Origin of the sequence: Chryseobacterium jejuense (assembly GCF_017877355.1) — a bacterium.
GTDB lineage: Bacteria > Bacteroidota > Bacteroidia > Flavobacteriales > Weeksellaceae > Chryseobacterium > Chryseobacterium jejuense_A.
The window spans coordinates 423,071-437,951 of the sequence record NZ_JAGIPR010000003.1 but is presented as its reverse complement, the minus strand read 5'-3'; the positions used below and the strand labels follow the sequence as shown (position 1 = coordinate 437,951).

General features: G+C 36.7%; 13 protein-coding genes. 7 read left to right on the top strand and 6 right to left on the bottom strand.

From position 1 onward, the window contains the following. Positions 1-123: 123 nt before the first annotated feature. On the bottom strand, positions 124-2,556 hold the full coding sequence (locus J2772_RS09055; protein WP_209915838.1) for a transketolase C-terminal domain-containing protein: 2,433 nt from the start codon (positions 2,554-2,556) through the stop codon (positions 124-126). A gap of 136 nt (positions 2,557-2,692) precedes the next feature. Here J2772_RS09055 and J2772_RS09050 point away from each other — a divergent pair, with 136 nt between their 5' ends. Both J2772_RS09050 and J2772_RS09045 read left to right on the top strand, forming a co-directional pair. Then, positions 2,693-2,986, top strand: coding sequence for a hypothetical protein (locus J2772_RS09050; protein WP_045499073.1), 294 nt, complete (start codon positions 2,693-2,695; stop codon positions 2,984-2,986). Between the two features lie 132 nt (positions 2,987-3,118). Continuing rightward, positions 3,119-3,928, top strand: coding sequence for a hypothetical protein (locus J2772_RS09045; RefSeq protein ID WP_209915836.1), 810 nt, complete (start codon positions 3,119-3,121; stop codon positions 3,926-3,928). Between the two features lie 71 nt (positions 3,929-3,999). Here J2772_RS09045 and J2772_RS09040 read toward each other — a convergent pair whose 3' ends face one another. The 5 genes from J2772_RS09040 to queA form a co-directional block, all read right to left on the bottom strand. Further along, positions 4,000-4,977, bottom strand: a complete 978-nt coding sequence (locus J2772_RS09040; RefSeq protein WP_209915834.1) for a polyprenyl synthetase family protein — start codon at positions 4,975-4,977, stop codon at positions 4,000-4,002. Between the two features lie 75 nt (positions 4,978-5,052). After that, positions 5,053-5,931 (bottom strand): hypothetical protein, encoded by an 879-nt coding sequence (locus J2772_RS09035; RefSeq protein ID WP_209915831.1) that lies wholly within the window; start codon positions 5,929-5,931, stop codon positions 5,053-5,055. Positions 5,932-6,217: 286 nt separating this feature from the next. Further along, positions 6,218-7,165 (bottom strand): sterol desaturase family protein, encoded by a 948-nt coding sequence (locus tag J2772_RS09030; protein ID WP_209915829.1) that lies wholly within the window; start codon positions 7,163-7,165, stop codon positions 6,218-6,220. A 74-nt stretch (positions 7,166-7,239) separates the two neighbouring features. Then, positions 7,240-8,274 (bottom strand): 23S rRNA (adenine(2503)-C(2))-methyltransferase RlmN, encoded by a 1,035-nt coding sequence (gene rlmN / locus J2772_RS09025; RefSeq protein ID WP_209915827.1) that lies wholly within the window; start codon positions 8,272-8,274, stop codon positions 7,240-7,242. A gap of 72 nt (positions 8,275-8,346) precedes the next feature. Then, positions 8,347-9,396 carry a tRNA preQ1(34) S-adenosylmethionine ribosyltransferase-isomerase QueA gene (gene queA / locus J2772_RS09020; RefSeq protein WP_209915825.1) on the bottom strand — a complete coding sequence of 350 codons (1,050 nt, stop codon included), beginning with the start codon at positions 9,394-9,396 and terminating at the stop codon, positions 8,347-8,349. Between the two features lie 155 nt (positions 9,397-9,551). Here queA and J2772_RS09015 point away from each other — a divergent pair, with 155 nt between their 5' ends. From J2772_RS09015 to J2772_RS08995, 5 genes are all read left to right on the top strand, one after another. Beyond that, positions 9,552-10,274: a hypothetical protein gene (locus J2772_RS09015; RefSeq protein ID WP_209915823.1), complete on the top strand. Its 723-nt coding sequence runs from the start codon at positions 9,552-9,554 to the stop codon at positions 10,272-10,274. A 26-nt stretch (positions 10,275-10,300) separates the two neighbouring features. Then, on the top strand, positions 10,301-10,993 hold the full coding sequence (locus J2772_RS09010; protein ID WP_209915821.1) for an AIM24 family protein: 693 nt from the start codon (positions 10,301-10,303) through the stop codon (positions 10,991-10,993). Positions 10,994-11,245: 252 nt separating this feature from the next. Then, complete coding sequence (locus J2772_RS09005; RefSeq protein WP_209915819.1) at positions 11,246-12,643, top strand: Gfo/Idh/MocA family protein; 1,398 nt, start codon at positions 11,246-11,248, stop codon at positions 12,641-12,643. Then, positions 12,633-13,541: a sugar phosphate nucleotidyltransferase gene (locus J2772_RS09000; protein WP_209915817.1), complete on the top strand. Its 909-nt coding sequence runs from the start codon at positions 12,633-12,635 to the stop codon at positions 13,539-13,541. The genes J2772_RS09005 and J2772_RS09000 overlap by 11 nt, the downstream gene beginning before the upstream one ends. After that, positions 13,532-14,563, top strand: coding sequence for a phosphotransferase enzyme family protein (locus tag J2772_RS08995; protein WP_209915815.1), 1,032 nt, complete (start codon positions 13,532-13,534; stop codon positions 14,561-14,563). The genes J2772_RS09000 and J2772_RS08995 overlap by 10 nt, the downstream gene beginning before the upstream one ends. The last annotated feature ends 318 nt before the right edge of the window (positions 14,564-14,881 follow it).

The window sequence follows — 14,881 nt, the reverse complement described above, 5'->3', positions numbered from 1 at the left end:
TTTTTATAATTACAAAAGGAATAATTACTAATAAAAAGCTGATTTTAACCAATGTTTTGAATATGATAATAAAAAACCGCTTTCAGATGATGAAAGCGGTTTAACATTTATTTTTAATCCTAATTAGAATATCGCAGGATATTTCTGAGGATTGGTTTCATTAAACATAGCGTAGATTTTTTCTACCATATCGTCTGTAGACGGCTTACTGAAGTAGTCACCATCACTTGCATACGCTGGTCTGTGATCGTTAGCAGAGATTGTTAACGGATCTGAATCCAAGTATCTGAACGCTTTCTGCTTTTCTAAGATCTGCTGTAAGATGAATCCTGTTGTTCCACCTTCCACATCTTCGTCAATGACTACTAATCTGTTCGTTTTCTTAACACTTTGAGCAATTTCGTGAGATAAATCGAAAGGAATTAATGACTGGATATCGATTACTTCTGCAGAAATCCCTAGTTTTTCCAACTCGTTAGCTGCTTCCGTTACAATTCTCCATGTAGAACCGTAAGTTACCAAAGTAACGTCTTTTCCTTCTTTCGTTACTTCAATTTTCCCTACAGGAACAGTGAATTCTCCTAAGTTATCAGGTTGTTTTTCTTTCAATCTGTATCCGTTCAGGCATTCTACGATAATTGCCGGTTCGTCAGCCTGAAGCATCGTATTATAGAAACCAGCTGCTTTAGTAAGGTTTCTTGGCACCAATACTAAGATCCCTTTTGAAAGGTTAAGAATACCTGCCATCGGAGAACCTGAATGCCAGATTCCTTCTAATCTGTGACCTCTTGTTCTGATGATTAATGGAGCTTTCTGACCTCCTTTCGTTCTGTAATGTACTGTTGCCAGATCATCACTCATTCCTTGTAGACAGTAAAGAACATAGTCTAAATACTGGATTTCAGCGATTGGCCTCAAACCTCTCATTGCCATCCCAATTCCTTGTCCAAGAATCGTAGCTTCACGAATTCCTGTATCAGCAATACGTAATACTCCGTATTTTTCCTGCATTCCTTCCAATCCTTGGTTTACATCACCTATATTTCCGGTATCTTCTCCAAAGATTAGTGTTTCAGGATATTTTTCAAAGATTTTGTCAAAGTTATTTCTGATAACAACTCTTCCGTCTACATCTTCAGAACTGTCTGAGTAAACAGGCTTGATTTCTTTAATGTTTTCAGCTTTCCATTCAGACTGAGAATATAAGTGTGATGAATAGTTGTCTTTTTCAATTTCAGACACTTCATTATACTTCTGCATCAACTGATTTCTCTCTGCAGAGTTAGTCCCTCTTGTAGCCAATAAAGTTTTTCTTGCTAAATGGAATACATCTTTCTTAGCTTTTGAAACTAATTTATTGAAATGAGTAAGCGCTGCTTCTACTTCAGTATTCTGACCTTTAAGGTTTTCTACTAAAGGAATGATAGACTGAACTAGTTCTTTAATAGCATTTTGGTAGTTATCCCAAGCTGCTTTTTGACCTGTTTTAGCTAATTTTTTAGCTTCTTCATCAATGGCATCCAATTCTTCAGCAGTAGCAATTAATTCTTCTTTTCCATCAATATCGATAGAATAGTTGATAATCCATTCCTTGAATTTTAACAATCCATCAAATTCAGCTTCCCAAGCTAAACGTGCTTCATTTTTATATCTTTCGTGAGATCCTGATGTAGAGTGTCCTTGAGGCTGTGTAACGTCTACTACATGAACTACTACAGGAACACTTTCTGTTCTTGCAAAATGTTCTGCTCTAGCATAAGCATCCAATAGTGCCGGATAATCCCAAGCTCTTACCTGAATGATCTCGCAACCTTGGTTCTCCCCTTCTTTTCTCTGGAAACCACTTAGCATTTCGCTGATGTCAGCCTTTGCTCTCTGGTTTTTAGTAGGAACAGAAATTCCGTATCCGTCATCCCAGATTGAAACAATCATAGGAACCTGAAGTGCACATGCAGCATTCAATGTTTCCCAGAAATGACCTTCTGCTGTAGAAGCATCACCAATAGTTCCGAAAGCAATCTCATTTCCTTCTCTTGAAAACTTTTCAGAACCTTCAAATTTTACACTTTTATATATTGTAGAAGCCTGAGCTAATCCTAATAATCTTGGCATTTGTCCTGCTGTAGGAGAAATATCGGAAGAAATATTTTTCTGTGCAGTTAAATCTTTCCAGCTTCCGTCTTCATTTAAACTTCTTGTTGCAAAGTGCCCGTTCATTTGTCTTCCTGCTGAAGCCGGTTCTCTTTCCACGCTTGTATCAGCATACATCTGAGCAAAGAAACTTTCAGCCGTTAAAGCATTAATGGCCAATGCAAAAGTCTGGTCTCTGTAGTAGCCAGAACGGAAGTCTCCATTTCTGAAAACCTTCGCCATTGCAAGCTGAGGAAGTTCCTTACCATCCCCAAAAATTCCGAATTTAGCTTTTCCGGTAAGTACTTCTCTCCTTCCGAGATAAGACATTTCACGGGAAATCCTTCCTAACCTGTAATCTTCAAGTATTTGATTTTTAAAATCTTGAAAGGATATTTGCTGTGTTTCAATATAAGTTGTCTGCATAGCTAAGTAAAAAAGTTTTTGTTCTTCAAGTATTTTGCTAATATACACTTTTTAAATTAATTTTAATTTTTAATAATCTTTTTTAAAAATTTGATAATAAAAAAAATTGTGCTTTATTTTGAAAAAAATTGTAAAGATGGAAAAAAAATCACCTCATATCCTGAATGCGTCCAGCAATCTTTTGGGGTTTTCATTGATTATTATTACCTCATTGAAAATCGCTAAGATAAGCCACAATACATATTTGGACGAATTTGCAGGGCTTGCCTGCATCCTTTTTGCATGCAGCTGCTTCTTTTCATTTCTGGCCATCAGAACGGGAAATAAAAAACGGGAATACACGTTTGAGAGTATTGCGGATTATTTATTTTTAATCGCTTTATTTTGTATAGTTCTGGCCGTTATTATTTTAACTCTAAAAATAATTTAATTCCAAAGCATACGCTCAATTATTATTACCTAACTAAAAAATATAGATATTTATCGAGAAACATCTATTTTCATTATTCTGGTATATTATTTGAAATTAATTTCAAATAATAATTAAAAAAAACACTATAAAATGACAAAAAAATTACTGATCGTAGTTAAGGTCTTTGCCTTTTCTACCCTTCACTTCGCACAAGTAGGAGTAAATACCTCAAATCCTCAGACGACCTTTCATATTGATGGAGCCAAAGACAACCCAACATCAGGTGCTCCTTCAGTAGTACAACAAGCTAATGATTTCGCAGTGACCAACACAGCTCAAGTAGGGATAGGCACTACAGCGCCAACAGAAAAGCTGGATGTAAGTTCTGGAAATGTACGTATCCGAAATATTAATTCCAATATTGGAATTGGAGGAACAGACAGAGTAGTAGTTGCAGACGGCACTGGTGTCCTGAAAACTATAGATTTTACAGCCTATTCATTATTTCATGCACGTTTGGCTGCCGATCAGAACATAAGTATCTCAGCTTCAATTGTTACCCTAATGTTTGCCACTCCAGTGGCAACTTCCCCATTTTATTCTTACAACACCTCTTCAGGAGTTCTGACGTTTAATCAGGCGGGTAATTATCTGGTGACGCTACAGGCAAGTTTTTCAAATATTTCTGCAGGAGCGCAATTACTTTTAGGCATCAGACCTGTTCCGGACAGTAACTATCTGGGAAGAGGAAGCCACTATGCAGGGGCAACAACTCCTACCCTAACATCTTCAACAAGAATTGGTGAACTAATGAATTATACAACAGTAATTGTAGTCCCTACAGCAGGTTATCAGATTCGTTTTACAGCAGCTCCCAATCAGTCATGTACTATCTTATCAACAGAGATAGGACCTACAGGGAATGGAAATGTGACCAATGTAACGGTACAAAAAATATAAATAGAAAAACATAAATACAAAGCTTCGGCGCACCTGTGGTGCGCCGAAGCTTTGTATTTAAAAAATATTTTTTAAAATTTTCTTTCAATTACATAATCCAGCATACTATGTAAGGATTTTCTTGCTTCAGACTCCGGAAATTCATTCAGAATATCCTTAGCTTTCTGCTGAAAGTCTTTCATTACTGTGATAGAGTACTCTAGCCCTCCGGAACTCTTAACGAACTCTATCAGTTCTTTTACACGTTTTGGATTGTTATTATAACGCTTGATGGTATCGAAATAGTATTTTCTGTCCTTTTCACTAGCTATCTTCAGGGTATGAATTAAAGGCAGTGTCATTTTCTGTTCTTTAATATCAATGCCTACCGGTTTACCAATCACATTGGAGCTTAAAAAATCAAAAAGATCATCCTTGATCTGGAAAGCCATTCCAGTTAAGGTACCGAAGTCCTGCATTTTTTTGGCAAGAATTTCGTCCGCATTGTTAGAAAGAATTCCTATTTCGCAGCAGGCAGCAATTAAAGTTGCCGTTTTCTGACGGATAATTTCATAATAAACATCTTCCGTAATATCCAGTTTTCTGGCTTTCTCCAATTGAAGAAGCTCACCTTCAGACATTTCACGGATGGTTCTTGAAATTACACCCAATAAATCGTAATCTTTATGATCCGTAGATAATAAGACTGATTTTGATAACAGGTAGTCTCCTACCAAAACAGCAATTTTATTCTTCCATAAGGCATTAATGGAGAAAAAGTTACGGCGTTTAAAGCTTTCATCCACCACATCATCATGTACCAAAGTGGCTGTATGAATCAGCTCAATCATGGAGGCTCCACGATACGTTTTTTCGGTGACATTTCCTACCAGCTTGGCACAAAGAAATACAAACATAGGACGCATCTGTTTCCCTTTGGTGGTAACAATAAAACGAGTTACTTTATCTAATAAAGGGACTTTACTCTGCATTGACTCATAAAACTTCTGTTCAAAAAGTTTCATTTCATCATTGATCGGTTGCTTGATTTCTTCTACGATGTTTGCCACAATCTGCTAATGCTGGTTGAATAAAATTATTAATTCTCACAAAGATAATTTTTTTCGTTCAATTTTAAGAGAAAATTAATCTTTGAATTGTTCTTTGGGGATAAAATAAAGGGCCGGCTTGGCACTTCCTAGCGGAGATTTAAACTTTTCCCCTGAAATAGATATTCCTGTTTCATCTACAGCAATGCCTTCAATCTGTCCAATTGATAAAGCACTTCCCAGATAATAATGTTTTGGTCTCTCTTTAAAAAACATTCCGGGTTCTGTTTCTGTAAAAACATCCATAAACACTTCTGTTTTCTTACTATATCCTACCAGATAAAGCTTCTTATCAAAATAGGCTGCATCTGTCACCATGAAATTTGTTTTATAGGCTTCTGTCTTTACAGCATCCTGTTTTTCATTCTTTTCAGGATCAATTACATAGTGTATGGTTGATTTAGACACCCATTCTTTGGTAAACAAATGAAGCTTTCCGTGAGCATATACCATAGCTTCAGCATCATAATCAGTATTAAAATAACTGGATTGATAATCAGTCTGCTCCGGATAATGGAATTTAATCTCCTTTATCTGGCTATTTTGCAGACTATCTCCCTGAAAAGGAACCTTATAAATGGTAAGATGTCTTCTGCTTCCGTCATTGTTTCCGAAATCACCGATATAAAAGTTGCTTCCGTCATTGGTCAATGCTTCCCAATCGGTATTTTTAGCATTTACTTTTAAGACTTTCACTACCTCACCTGAAGTTTTATTGATCTCATATAATTCAGGAGCGTTTCCACTGTCATTAAACGTGTATAGCTTTCCACTAAAAATATTCAGTCCGGAAGTTTCCTGAATCTTATCATCCAAGTGGCTAACTCTGTATTTTTTTATTTTCAGGAAATCTGTCTGTTGAGAAAATGCAGCTTGAAAGGTAAGAAAAGCCAATAACAGAAATATTCTTTTCATAAGGCAAAAATAGGACTTTTAGTTTAAATGTAGGGTTGCTGGGTGAGAGATTTGAGCATGTGGGGATGAGGAGTAAAATAACGCTCGGAATACGCAGAGGAGCTATAAAATTATATAGGTATTTTTTCAAGCACATCCTTGTGAACACTGCGCTAAAATAATATAGTGAAACAATTATTAACCAATCAATCTACGGCTTATTTATAGCCTTATCAGCTGTCAAAATAGAAAAACAGGCCCAAAGCCCGCCCTTCTTTATAGATTTTTATTGATTTTATTTTTGAAATTAAGCAGTTTTCTGCTGCTTCTGATTCTTTGCCTCCTCTTTCTGTGCCTGTTTTGCAAAGTATTCTTTTTGATATTGCCTTACCGTTTTTCCGGTTCCGTCATGTCTCCATCCCGGTGAGTTGAAAATATAGTTGATTCTATCAGTGAATTTTAATCCTGGCTGCTTAAGATCTTTCCAGATTTTTCTCCATTCATAAAAGAGGACTGTATCAGGTCTGTTGTCCGGCATTTTAGGATAGATTCCATATTTTACCGGAATATTCGGGTCTTCTTTCTGGAAGGTACCAAATATTTTATCCCAAATAATAAGACACATTCCCATATTTTTATCCAGATACTTAATGTTACAAGCATGATGTACACGATGGTGGGAAGGGGTTACGAGAATATGCTCTAAAATACCCATACTCTTTACTGTCTGTGTATGCACCCATGTTCCATATACCTGTCCGATAGCGTATGCTACCATGATATGCCAAGGATTAAATCCTAAAAACGCTAATGGTGAAAAGTATAAATATCTGTAAAGTGGTTGTAAAACGGGGCTTCTGAATCCTGTGGTAAGGTTAAAGAATTCTGAACTATGGTGTGTTATATGAACAGCCCAGAATGCTCTGGAGCGGTGATCCACATAATGCAATACATAGTAAGCAAAATCTGTAATTATAAAGCAAGCTATTAAATACCAGATGCTAAGATCCCATGAAAAAAGTCTGTGGTTGTAAAAGAAGAACATTACTCCCATTGCAAACGCTTTCATAATCAGGTCAAGACCAAAGTTCATCAAAGCAAGATAAACATTTGTAGCAAGGTCTTTTCCACTGTATAACTTGGCCTCTGAAACGTGGCTGTAAATCATTTCAGCTAAAATAACTGTAGCATGCAACGGAATTGACCATGCATATACATTTTCTAACCCGTTCTCGCTCATAAAGTACTCCATCATCACAAAATAATTTGTGCAAAGGTAGGGTTTTAGGTGGCTCTGTAAGGGGGATTTAAGGTTTTTTTAAGGAAATTTTAATCCGCATTTTTGTTGGCTAGCTGTCCACAAGCAGCATCAATATCACCTCCACGGCTTCTTCTAACCATCACAGTAATACCTGCATTTTCAAGCTGACGGATATAGTTTTCTTCAGCCTGTTTGTTGCATTGGTCATACTTTCCGTCTCCAATTGGGTTGTACTGAATAAGGTTCACTTTTGAAGGAACCTGCTTACAGTATTTAATTAAAGCTTTGATATCTTCATCACCATCATTAATTCCTTTCCATACACAGTATTCGAAAGTGATTACTGAACCTGTTTTCTGATACCAATACTGAAGTGCCTCCATAATATCCGTTAACGGGAATTTATCTGAGAAAGGCATAATTTCATTACGTTTTGTTTCAATGGCTGAGTGAAGAGACAATGCCAGTTTCACACGTAATTCATCATCAGCAAGCATTTTGATCATCTTTGGAATTCCTGATGTAGAAACCGTAATTCTTCTTGGAGACATTCCCAATCCTTCTGGCTGAGTGATCTTTCTGATGGCTTCCACTACATTTTTGTAGTTCATCATCGGTTCTCCCATTCCCATGAATACGATATTGGAAAGTGGTCTGTCAAAATACATTCTGCTTTGGCTGTCAATCAAAGCAACCTGATCTACAATTTCTGCCACTTCAAGGTTTCTCATCCTTTTTAGTTTGGCAGTAGCGCAGAATTCGCAGTTCAAAGAACAGCCTACCTGTGAAGATACACAAGCTGTTGTTCTTGTTTCTGTTGGAATAAGAACAGATTCTACCAATAATCCGTCGTGAAGTTTTACTCCGTTTTTGATGGTCCCGTCAGTACTTTTCTGAAGAAGGTCTACAGAAACAGGATTAATGGTATATTCTTCGGAAATTTTTTCACGAAGAGATTTCGAAAGATTCGTCATTTCATCAATCGAATGGAGGTTTTTACTCCATAGCCAATCATAGACCTGTTTCGCACGAAACGGCTTTTCACCTAAAGTTACGAAGTATTCTTTAAGTTGATCTAGTGATAATATACGGATATCTTTCATTGTAAGGTTGTAGATTTTAGGCTGCAGGTCGCAGGTAACTACTACCTGCAACCTATTACCTAATATCTTTTTTTATAGAATTAACATGGCATCACCGTAAGAATAGAATTTATACTTTTCTTTTACGGCTTCTTCATAAGCATGCATGATGAAATCTCTTCCTGCAAAAGCAGCAATCATCATAATCAATGTAGACTTCGGTGTGTGGAAGTTTGTGATCATTGAGTTTGCCACTCCAAAATCGTGAGGTGGATAGATGAATTTATTCGTCCAACCATTGAAAGCAGAGATTTTTTTGTTTGAAGAAACAGAAGTTTCCAATGCTCTCATTGTTGTAGTTCCAACTGCACAAACTCTTCTGTGAGACTCTACAGCTTTGTTGATGATAAGTGCATTTTTTTCATCAATGATGATCTCTTCAGATTCCATTTTGTGCTTAGAAAGATCTTCTACCTCAATTGGGTTGAAAGTTCCTAATCCTACGTGAAGAGTAACTTCAGCAAAATTGATCCCTTTGATCTCTAATCTCTTCATCAAATGCCTAGAGAAGTGAAGACCTGCTGTAGGTGCAGCTACCGCTCCTTCTACTTTAGCGTAGATTGTCTGGTATCTTTCTGCATCTTCAGGTTCTACTGCTCTTTTGATATATTTTGGAAGTGGAGTTTCTCCTAATTCCTTAAGTTTCGTTCTGAATTCGTCGTAAGAACCGTCGAATAAGAATCTTAACGTTCTTCCTCTTGAAGTCGTGTTATCAATAACCTCAGCTACCAAAGATTCATCTTCAGTGAAGAATAATTTGTTACCAATTCTGATTTTTCTTGCCGGATCTACCAAAACGTCCCAAACTCTTGTTTCTTTATCAAGCTCTCTTAATAAGAAAACTTCAATTTTAGCACCTGTTTTTTCTTTATTTCCGTAAAGACGTGCAGGGAAAACCTTAGTATTGTTGAAGATGAACAAATCCTCTTCATCAAAATAATCCACAACATCTTTGAATAATTTGTGCTCGATAGTTTGTGTTTTTCTATCAAGTACCATTAATCTCGCTTCGTCTCTGTGCTCTGATGGGTGTTCTGCTAATAATTCCGCAGGAAGATCAAAATTAAAATCTGATGTTTTCATTTTTTAAATTACGGTTTAAAAATTATTGAAATTACAAGGTGTAATTTTCGGAGTGCAAATATACGACATTGAACACCCCTTTGTCAAGTATTATTTTCAATCAAATATAAAACCGTGATTTTACGGGGATTTTTAAAGCTTAAAAAAGAGTATTTTTGGGAAAATTGAAATTTAGCATGGAATCTGTAAGTAAAATATATTTCCTTGATAATCCATATCCTAACGGACATAAAATTGAAGTCTTCAGCTGGAGTGGACGAATTGATGAGTATGGGTTTATCTGGTTTGATTTTCATTTAAAAACTGAAAATTATTATGCCAATGATGATGAAAACAGCGAAGAGGAAGAAGAAAACGAAACTCTGTCTAATTGGGACTCCAAGATAGTGTGGGGAAATTATCATGCCTGCACTCTGTCATCCAATTATTGGAATGAACAAAGAGGAATCAGAATTAACAAACCAGGGGAAAAACTGGATTTCGATACTGTTGTTAAAAATGATCTTTTCAGCAACGACCTTCCTTCTGAAGAACATTTTGATGATGATGATCTTGCCTTTAGTATTTATTTGCTGGGACATGACAGCTGTGCAGACCATCAGATCCGGTTTTCAAAAACAGACAGCAATCTATATGATATTACATGGACTGGTAAAATAGCACTGACTTACTCTGGTGATGATGAATTTTCACATGACTTCAAAGCACAGATTTTCAATACTGCATTCGAGGGTTTTCATTATCCTAAAACCTGGACAATAGAAAAAGCAATAGAAATGTTCAAAGCTCAGCTCGCCAATTTTGAAGAATATGAATTTGTGGATCTAAATCCTAAAAGTAACAAAAGAGAGTATAAGCTCGACAAACTAAAACACTAACAATATAAAAACAAAAAATTATAATTATGAGTAAATATTCAATTGAATCATTCATCAACGAAACAAAAGAAAATCCACAACAAAGGGATTATTTCGAATTGGAAACCAAACATCTTTTAGAAATCAATCTTAATAATCAGGCGGTATGGACTAAAAAAGGAAGCATGGTAAGTTATGTTGGAAATATCAATTTTGAAAGACAGGGAATGTTGGCAGGTGGTATCGGAAATCTTCTGAAGAAAGCCATCAGTGGTGAAGGAAGTAAACTGATGAAAGCTGAAGGTACCGGAAAACTGTATGTTGCAGACTCTGGTAAAAAGGTTCGTATCCTTTATTTGAACAATGAATCGGTTTGTGTAAATGGTAATGACGTTCTAGCTCATGAACAAAGCGTAAATAGTGATATTACCATGTTGAAAAGTATCGCGGGCATGATGTCCGGAGGACTTTTTCAGGTAAAACTTTCCGGAACCGGGCATATTGCCATTACAACACATGGTGATCCTTTAACCCTACTTGTAACTCCTGACAATCCTGTTTTCACTGACCCTAACGCTACTGTTGCATGGTCCGGAAATCTAAGCCCTGAACTAAAGACGAATGTATCTTTTAAAAGCCTTATCGGAAGAGGAAGCGGTGAAGAATTCCAGATGAAGTTCTCCGGACATGGATGGGTATTGATCCAGCCATACGAAGAGGTCTATTATATGGAGAAATAGTTAAAAAACGATAATATAGAAATGCTGCTTTGGGATTCCGGAGCAGCTTTTTTATTAAAAAATAGATAAATGACAAATAAAGAGATGTAAGATAGAAGACTTTATCAGGATGAGTAATGAATTATACTTCCAATAGTTAATCGTTAATCGCTATCAAAGGGATAAGCACACCAACATTAAACATTCCCCATCCTGCAACTCCCACCCCACAGCAGTTTGCAAAAGTTTTAATATATTTAGGAAAAAAAATAAATGGACAATAGCACTTCCCGCAGAAATTTTATCAAAACAGCGGCTTTGGCAAGTTTTGGTGCATTGGTATTACCCAATTCCTTATTTGCCTATTCCAATGATTTTAAAACGGATAAGAAAGTCCGTGTAGGCTTTATTGGTGTAGGACTTCGTGGTCAGGAACATGTAAAGCTATTGGCCAAACGCAGTGATGTAGAGATTGTGGCTTTTGCTGATCCGGATAAAAGAATGCTTGCAGCGTCTCAAAAAATCTTAAAAGACAATAATAAATCGGCAGCTCAGGAGTTCTCCAACGGGGAATATGATTATCGAAATCTTTTAAAATTAAAGACAGTAGATGCAGTGGTTATTGCTACTCCATGGGAATGGCACCTTCCTCAGGGTGTAGAAGCCATGCGTGCTAAAAAAATTGTAGGAATGGAAGTTTCCGGAGCAATCAAGCTTCAGGATTGCTGGGAATTTGTTAAAGTATATGAGGAAACGAAAGTTCCCATTTTCATGATGGAAAATGTATGTTACCGAAGAGATGTTATGGCTATTCTGAACATGGTCCGCAAGGGAATGTTTGGGGAATTGGTGCATGGAAGAGGCGGGTATCAGCATGACTTAAGAGGCGTTCTTTTCAATGATGGCATTACACCTTACAATTCAGGAGCTGAATTTGGAGAAAAAGGCTTCAGTGAGGCTAAATGGAGAACGGAACATTATGTAAAACGGAATGGAGAACTTTATCCTACCCACGGATTAGGCCCCATTGCCATGATGATGGATATCAACCGTGGAAACCGTTTAACAAAGCTTTCTTCTTTCTCTTCAAAGTCTGTAGGGCTGAACAAATATATTAAAGAGCACGCAAAAGGTGGGGAAAATCACCCGAATGCTAAAGTAAAATTCAATCAGGGAGACATTGTCACTACACAAATTGCCTGCGAAAACGGAGAAACCATTCTTTTAACTCATGATACCAGCTTACAGAGGCCTTATGACCTTGGATTCCGTGTACAGGGAACGGAAGGATTATGGCAGGACTTCGGTTGGGGAGAATTCAATCAGGGGCATATTTATTTTGAAAAAACAATGAATCACACACACCGCTGGGACAATACGGAAAAGTGGATGAAAGAATACGACCATCCAATGTGGAAGAAGTTTGAAAGCACGGCTGCAGGAGCAGGACACGGCGGAATGGATTTCTTTGTAATGAATACTTTTATTGAATGTATCAAACGAAATATAGAATTCCCGATGGATGTTTATGATCTGGCTTTATGGTATTCAATTACTCCATTGAGTGAAGAGTCTATTGCCAAAGGAGGTCAGGTAGTGGATATTCCTGATTTCACGAACGGTAAATGGAAAACCCGTAAACCTGTATTCGGAATGACTGATGAGTTCTAAAAAAACACTCCTCATACTGGCAGGCGGACTAGGCAGCCGATACAAAGGTCTTAAGCAAGTGGATGGAATACTCGATAATGGTTCACCTATTCTGGAGTATTCTATCTATGATGCTTTAGAAGCCGGCTTTTCCAAAGTGGTTATTATTGTTAATAAACTGATTCCTCAGAGCTACATTGAAAGACTGAATTCACTCTCTGAGAGAAGAGGCTTTGAATTGCACTGGGTATATCAGGAAATGAACAGTATTCCTCTGCAGGGTTTTGATTATCCTGAGCGTGAAAAGCCTTGGGGAACGGCACATGCTGTTTTATGTGCCAAATATGTGATACAGGAGCCCTTCATTATGATTAATGCAGATGATTTTTATGGAAAAGAAGCTTATCAGCTCGCTGCCGATGAAATTAATCACCACCTTATTTCCGACTCTCAATTCGGTATGATTGCTTATCCCGTAAGTACAACATTGAGTGGCCATGGGACAGTAGCCAGAGGAATATGTACGCTGGATTCTGAAAGTTATCTGATCCGTGTAGAGGAACAAACATCTATTCAAAAACTTAATGGTTCAATTATTTATACGGAAAACGGTGAGAATATCAAACTGAATCCCGATACATTGGCATCTATGAATTTTTTCATTTTTCATCCTCATATTTTCTGTTCTCTGGAAGCTTATTTCTATGATTTCATAGAGTCTGATCCCACGCCAAAACAGGAATTTTATATTCCCAGCGCCGTTCAGAGAATGATGGATGAAAAGAAGGTGAAAGTTATGGTAAAAGCCTCTCCTTCTCAATGGATGGGAGTAACGTATGCTGATGATAAAAAAAACATCAAGGATTTTCTGATATCAGAAATTCAGAATAACAGATACCCGGCAGATTTATGGAAATAAATGATATTGTAATTGAATTCATCGGTACAGAAAATTATAGCCTTTCCCCTATTACTGATGGGCTGATTAATACAACTTATCTTTTGGAGGATAAGGACCGGAAAAAAAAGTTTATCCTGCAAAAGATCAATCATCATGTCTTCAGACAACCGGAGGTTATTGTCAACAATCATTTGATGATTAATGAACTTCTCAGGTCAAATAATTATCAATTTCAAATTATAGAACCTATCCCCTCTCTTAGCAATACACTTCTGATAAAAGATGCTAATGATGAGCCATGGCGTATGCTAAGTTTCGTAGAAAACAGTATTACCTTTCTTACTGCTCCATCTTTACAGACGGCTTTTGAAGCAGCTAAAGCCTTCAGTTATTTCCTTAGCATTGTAAATATTGAAAAGCTACCGGTTATTGAAGATACTCTTCCCAATTTCCTCAATTTCGAAAAAAGAATTGCAGATTATAAAAAGGCACTAGAAAAGGCCGCTCCTCATTTAAAGGAAAATGCAAAGGCCGAAATAGAAATCACCAACAAGCTTATTGCCTTACCTGATCAATGGATAACAATGGAAAAAAACAATCAGATTCCCAAAAGAATCATCCATGCCGATGTAAAAATCAGTAACATCCTCTTCGATCAAAATCATAAACCGTTAGCCGTAATAGATCTGGACACCATGATGATTTCTACTATTTTATATGACTTCGGAACGATGATTCAGTCCTATACTAATAGAACCCATGAAGATGACGGAAGTGCCAACAACAATTTCAATGCTGAAATGTATAAGGTTGTAAAAGAAGGATTCCTTTTCTATCTAAAGGAAAAACTGACTCAGGAAGAATCTGCTTACCTTGATTATGCGGCACAAGTCGCTATTTATATTCAAGAGGTTCGTTTTTTAACCGATTATCTGAATGGAAGTGTTTATTATTCTACGAAATATTCGGAACATAATCTGGACAGAACGAGAAACCAGCTGGAGCTATTGAAAGGACTGAGAGCATATTTGGGGTGCTAGTTTTTTATCTTTAACAAAATACAAGATTGAGACTCCTACCGAATGACAAAGTACGAGATACTATTTCAGTTTTTTTCAATTTTGAGAATTTTAAATGAAATATTATATTCTCGCAGATTGTGGAGATTACGCAGATTTTTTATTGTGAAAATTTCATTTATGATAGTATAGCATAAACATCTGAAAAATTCGTGTGGTCTGCGTGAAATTTAACCTATCTAAAGTTTTAACGATAATAGTTGGGATTCCTACGGAATGACAAACGGAGCGCTGAGATTATCCGCACATTTTGTCATTCCGTAAGAATCTATACTTTTA

Coding starts and splice junctions, on each gene's coding strand:
- J2772_RS09055 (WP_209915838.1), bottom strand. CDS start 2,556: ATGCAGACAACTTATATTGAAACACAGCAAATATCCTTTCAAGATTTT.
- J2772_RS09050 (WP_045499073.1), top strand. CDS start 2,693: ATGGAAAAAAAATCACCTCATATCCTGAATGCGTCCAGCAATCTTTTG.
- J2772_RS09045 (WP_209915836.1), top strand. CDS start 3,119: ATGACAAAAAAATTACTGATCGTAGTTAAGGTCTTTGCCTTTTCTACC.
- J2772_RS09035 (WP_209915831.1), bottom strand. CDS start 5,931: ATGAAAAGAATATTTCTGTTATTGGCTTTTCTTACCTTTCAAGCTGCA.
- J2772_RS09030 (WP_209915829.1), bottom strand. CDS start 7,165: ATGATGGAGTACTTTATGAGCGAGAACGGGTTAGAAAATGTATATGCA.
- rlmN (WP_209915827.1), bottom strand. CDS start 8,274: ATGAAAGATATCCGTATATTATCACTAGATCAACTTAAAGAATACTTC.
- queA (WP_209915825.1), bottom strand. CDS start 9,396: ATGAAAACATCAGATTTTAATTTTGATCTTCCTGCGGAATTATTAGCA.
- J2772_RS09010 (WP_209915821.1), top strand. CDS start 10,301: ATGAGTAAATATTCAATTGAATCATTCATCAACGAAACAAAAGAAAAT.
- J2772_RS09005 (WP_209915819.1), top strand. CDS start 11,246: ATGGACAATAGCACTTCCCGCAGAAATTTTATCAAAACAGCGGCTTTG.
- J2772_RS09000 (WP_209915817.1), top strand. CDS start 12,633: ATGAGTTCTAAAAAAACACTCCTCATACTGGCAGGCGGACTAGGCAGC.
- J2772_RS08995 (WP_209915815.1), top strand. CDS start 13,532: ATGGAAATAAATGATATTGTAATTGAATTCATCGGTACAGAAAATTAT.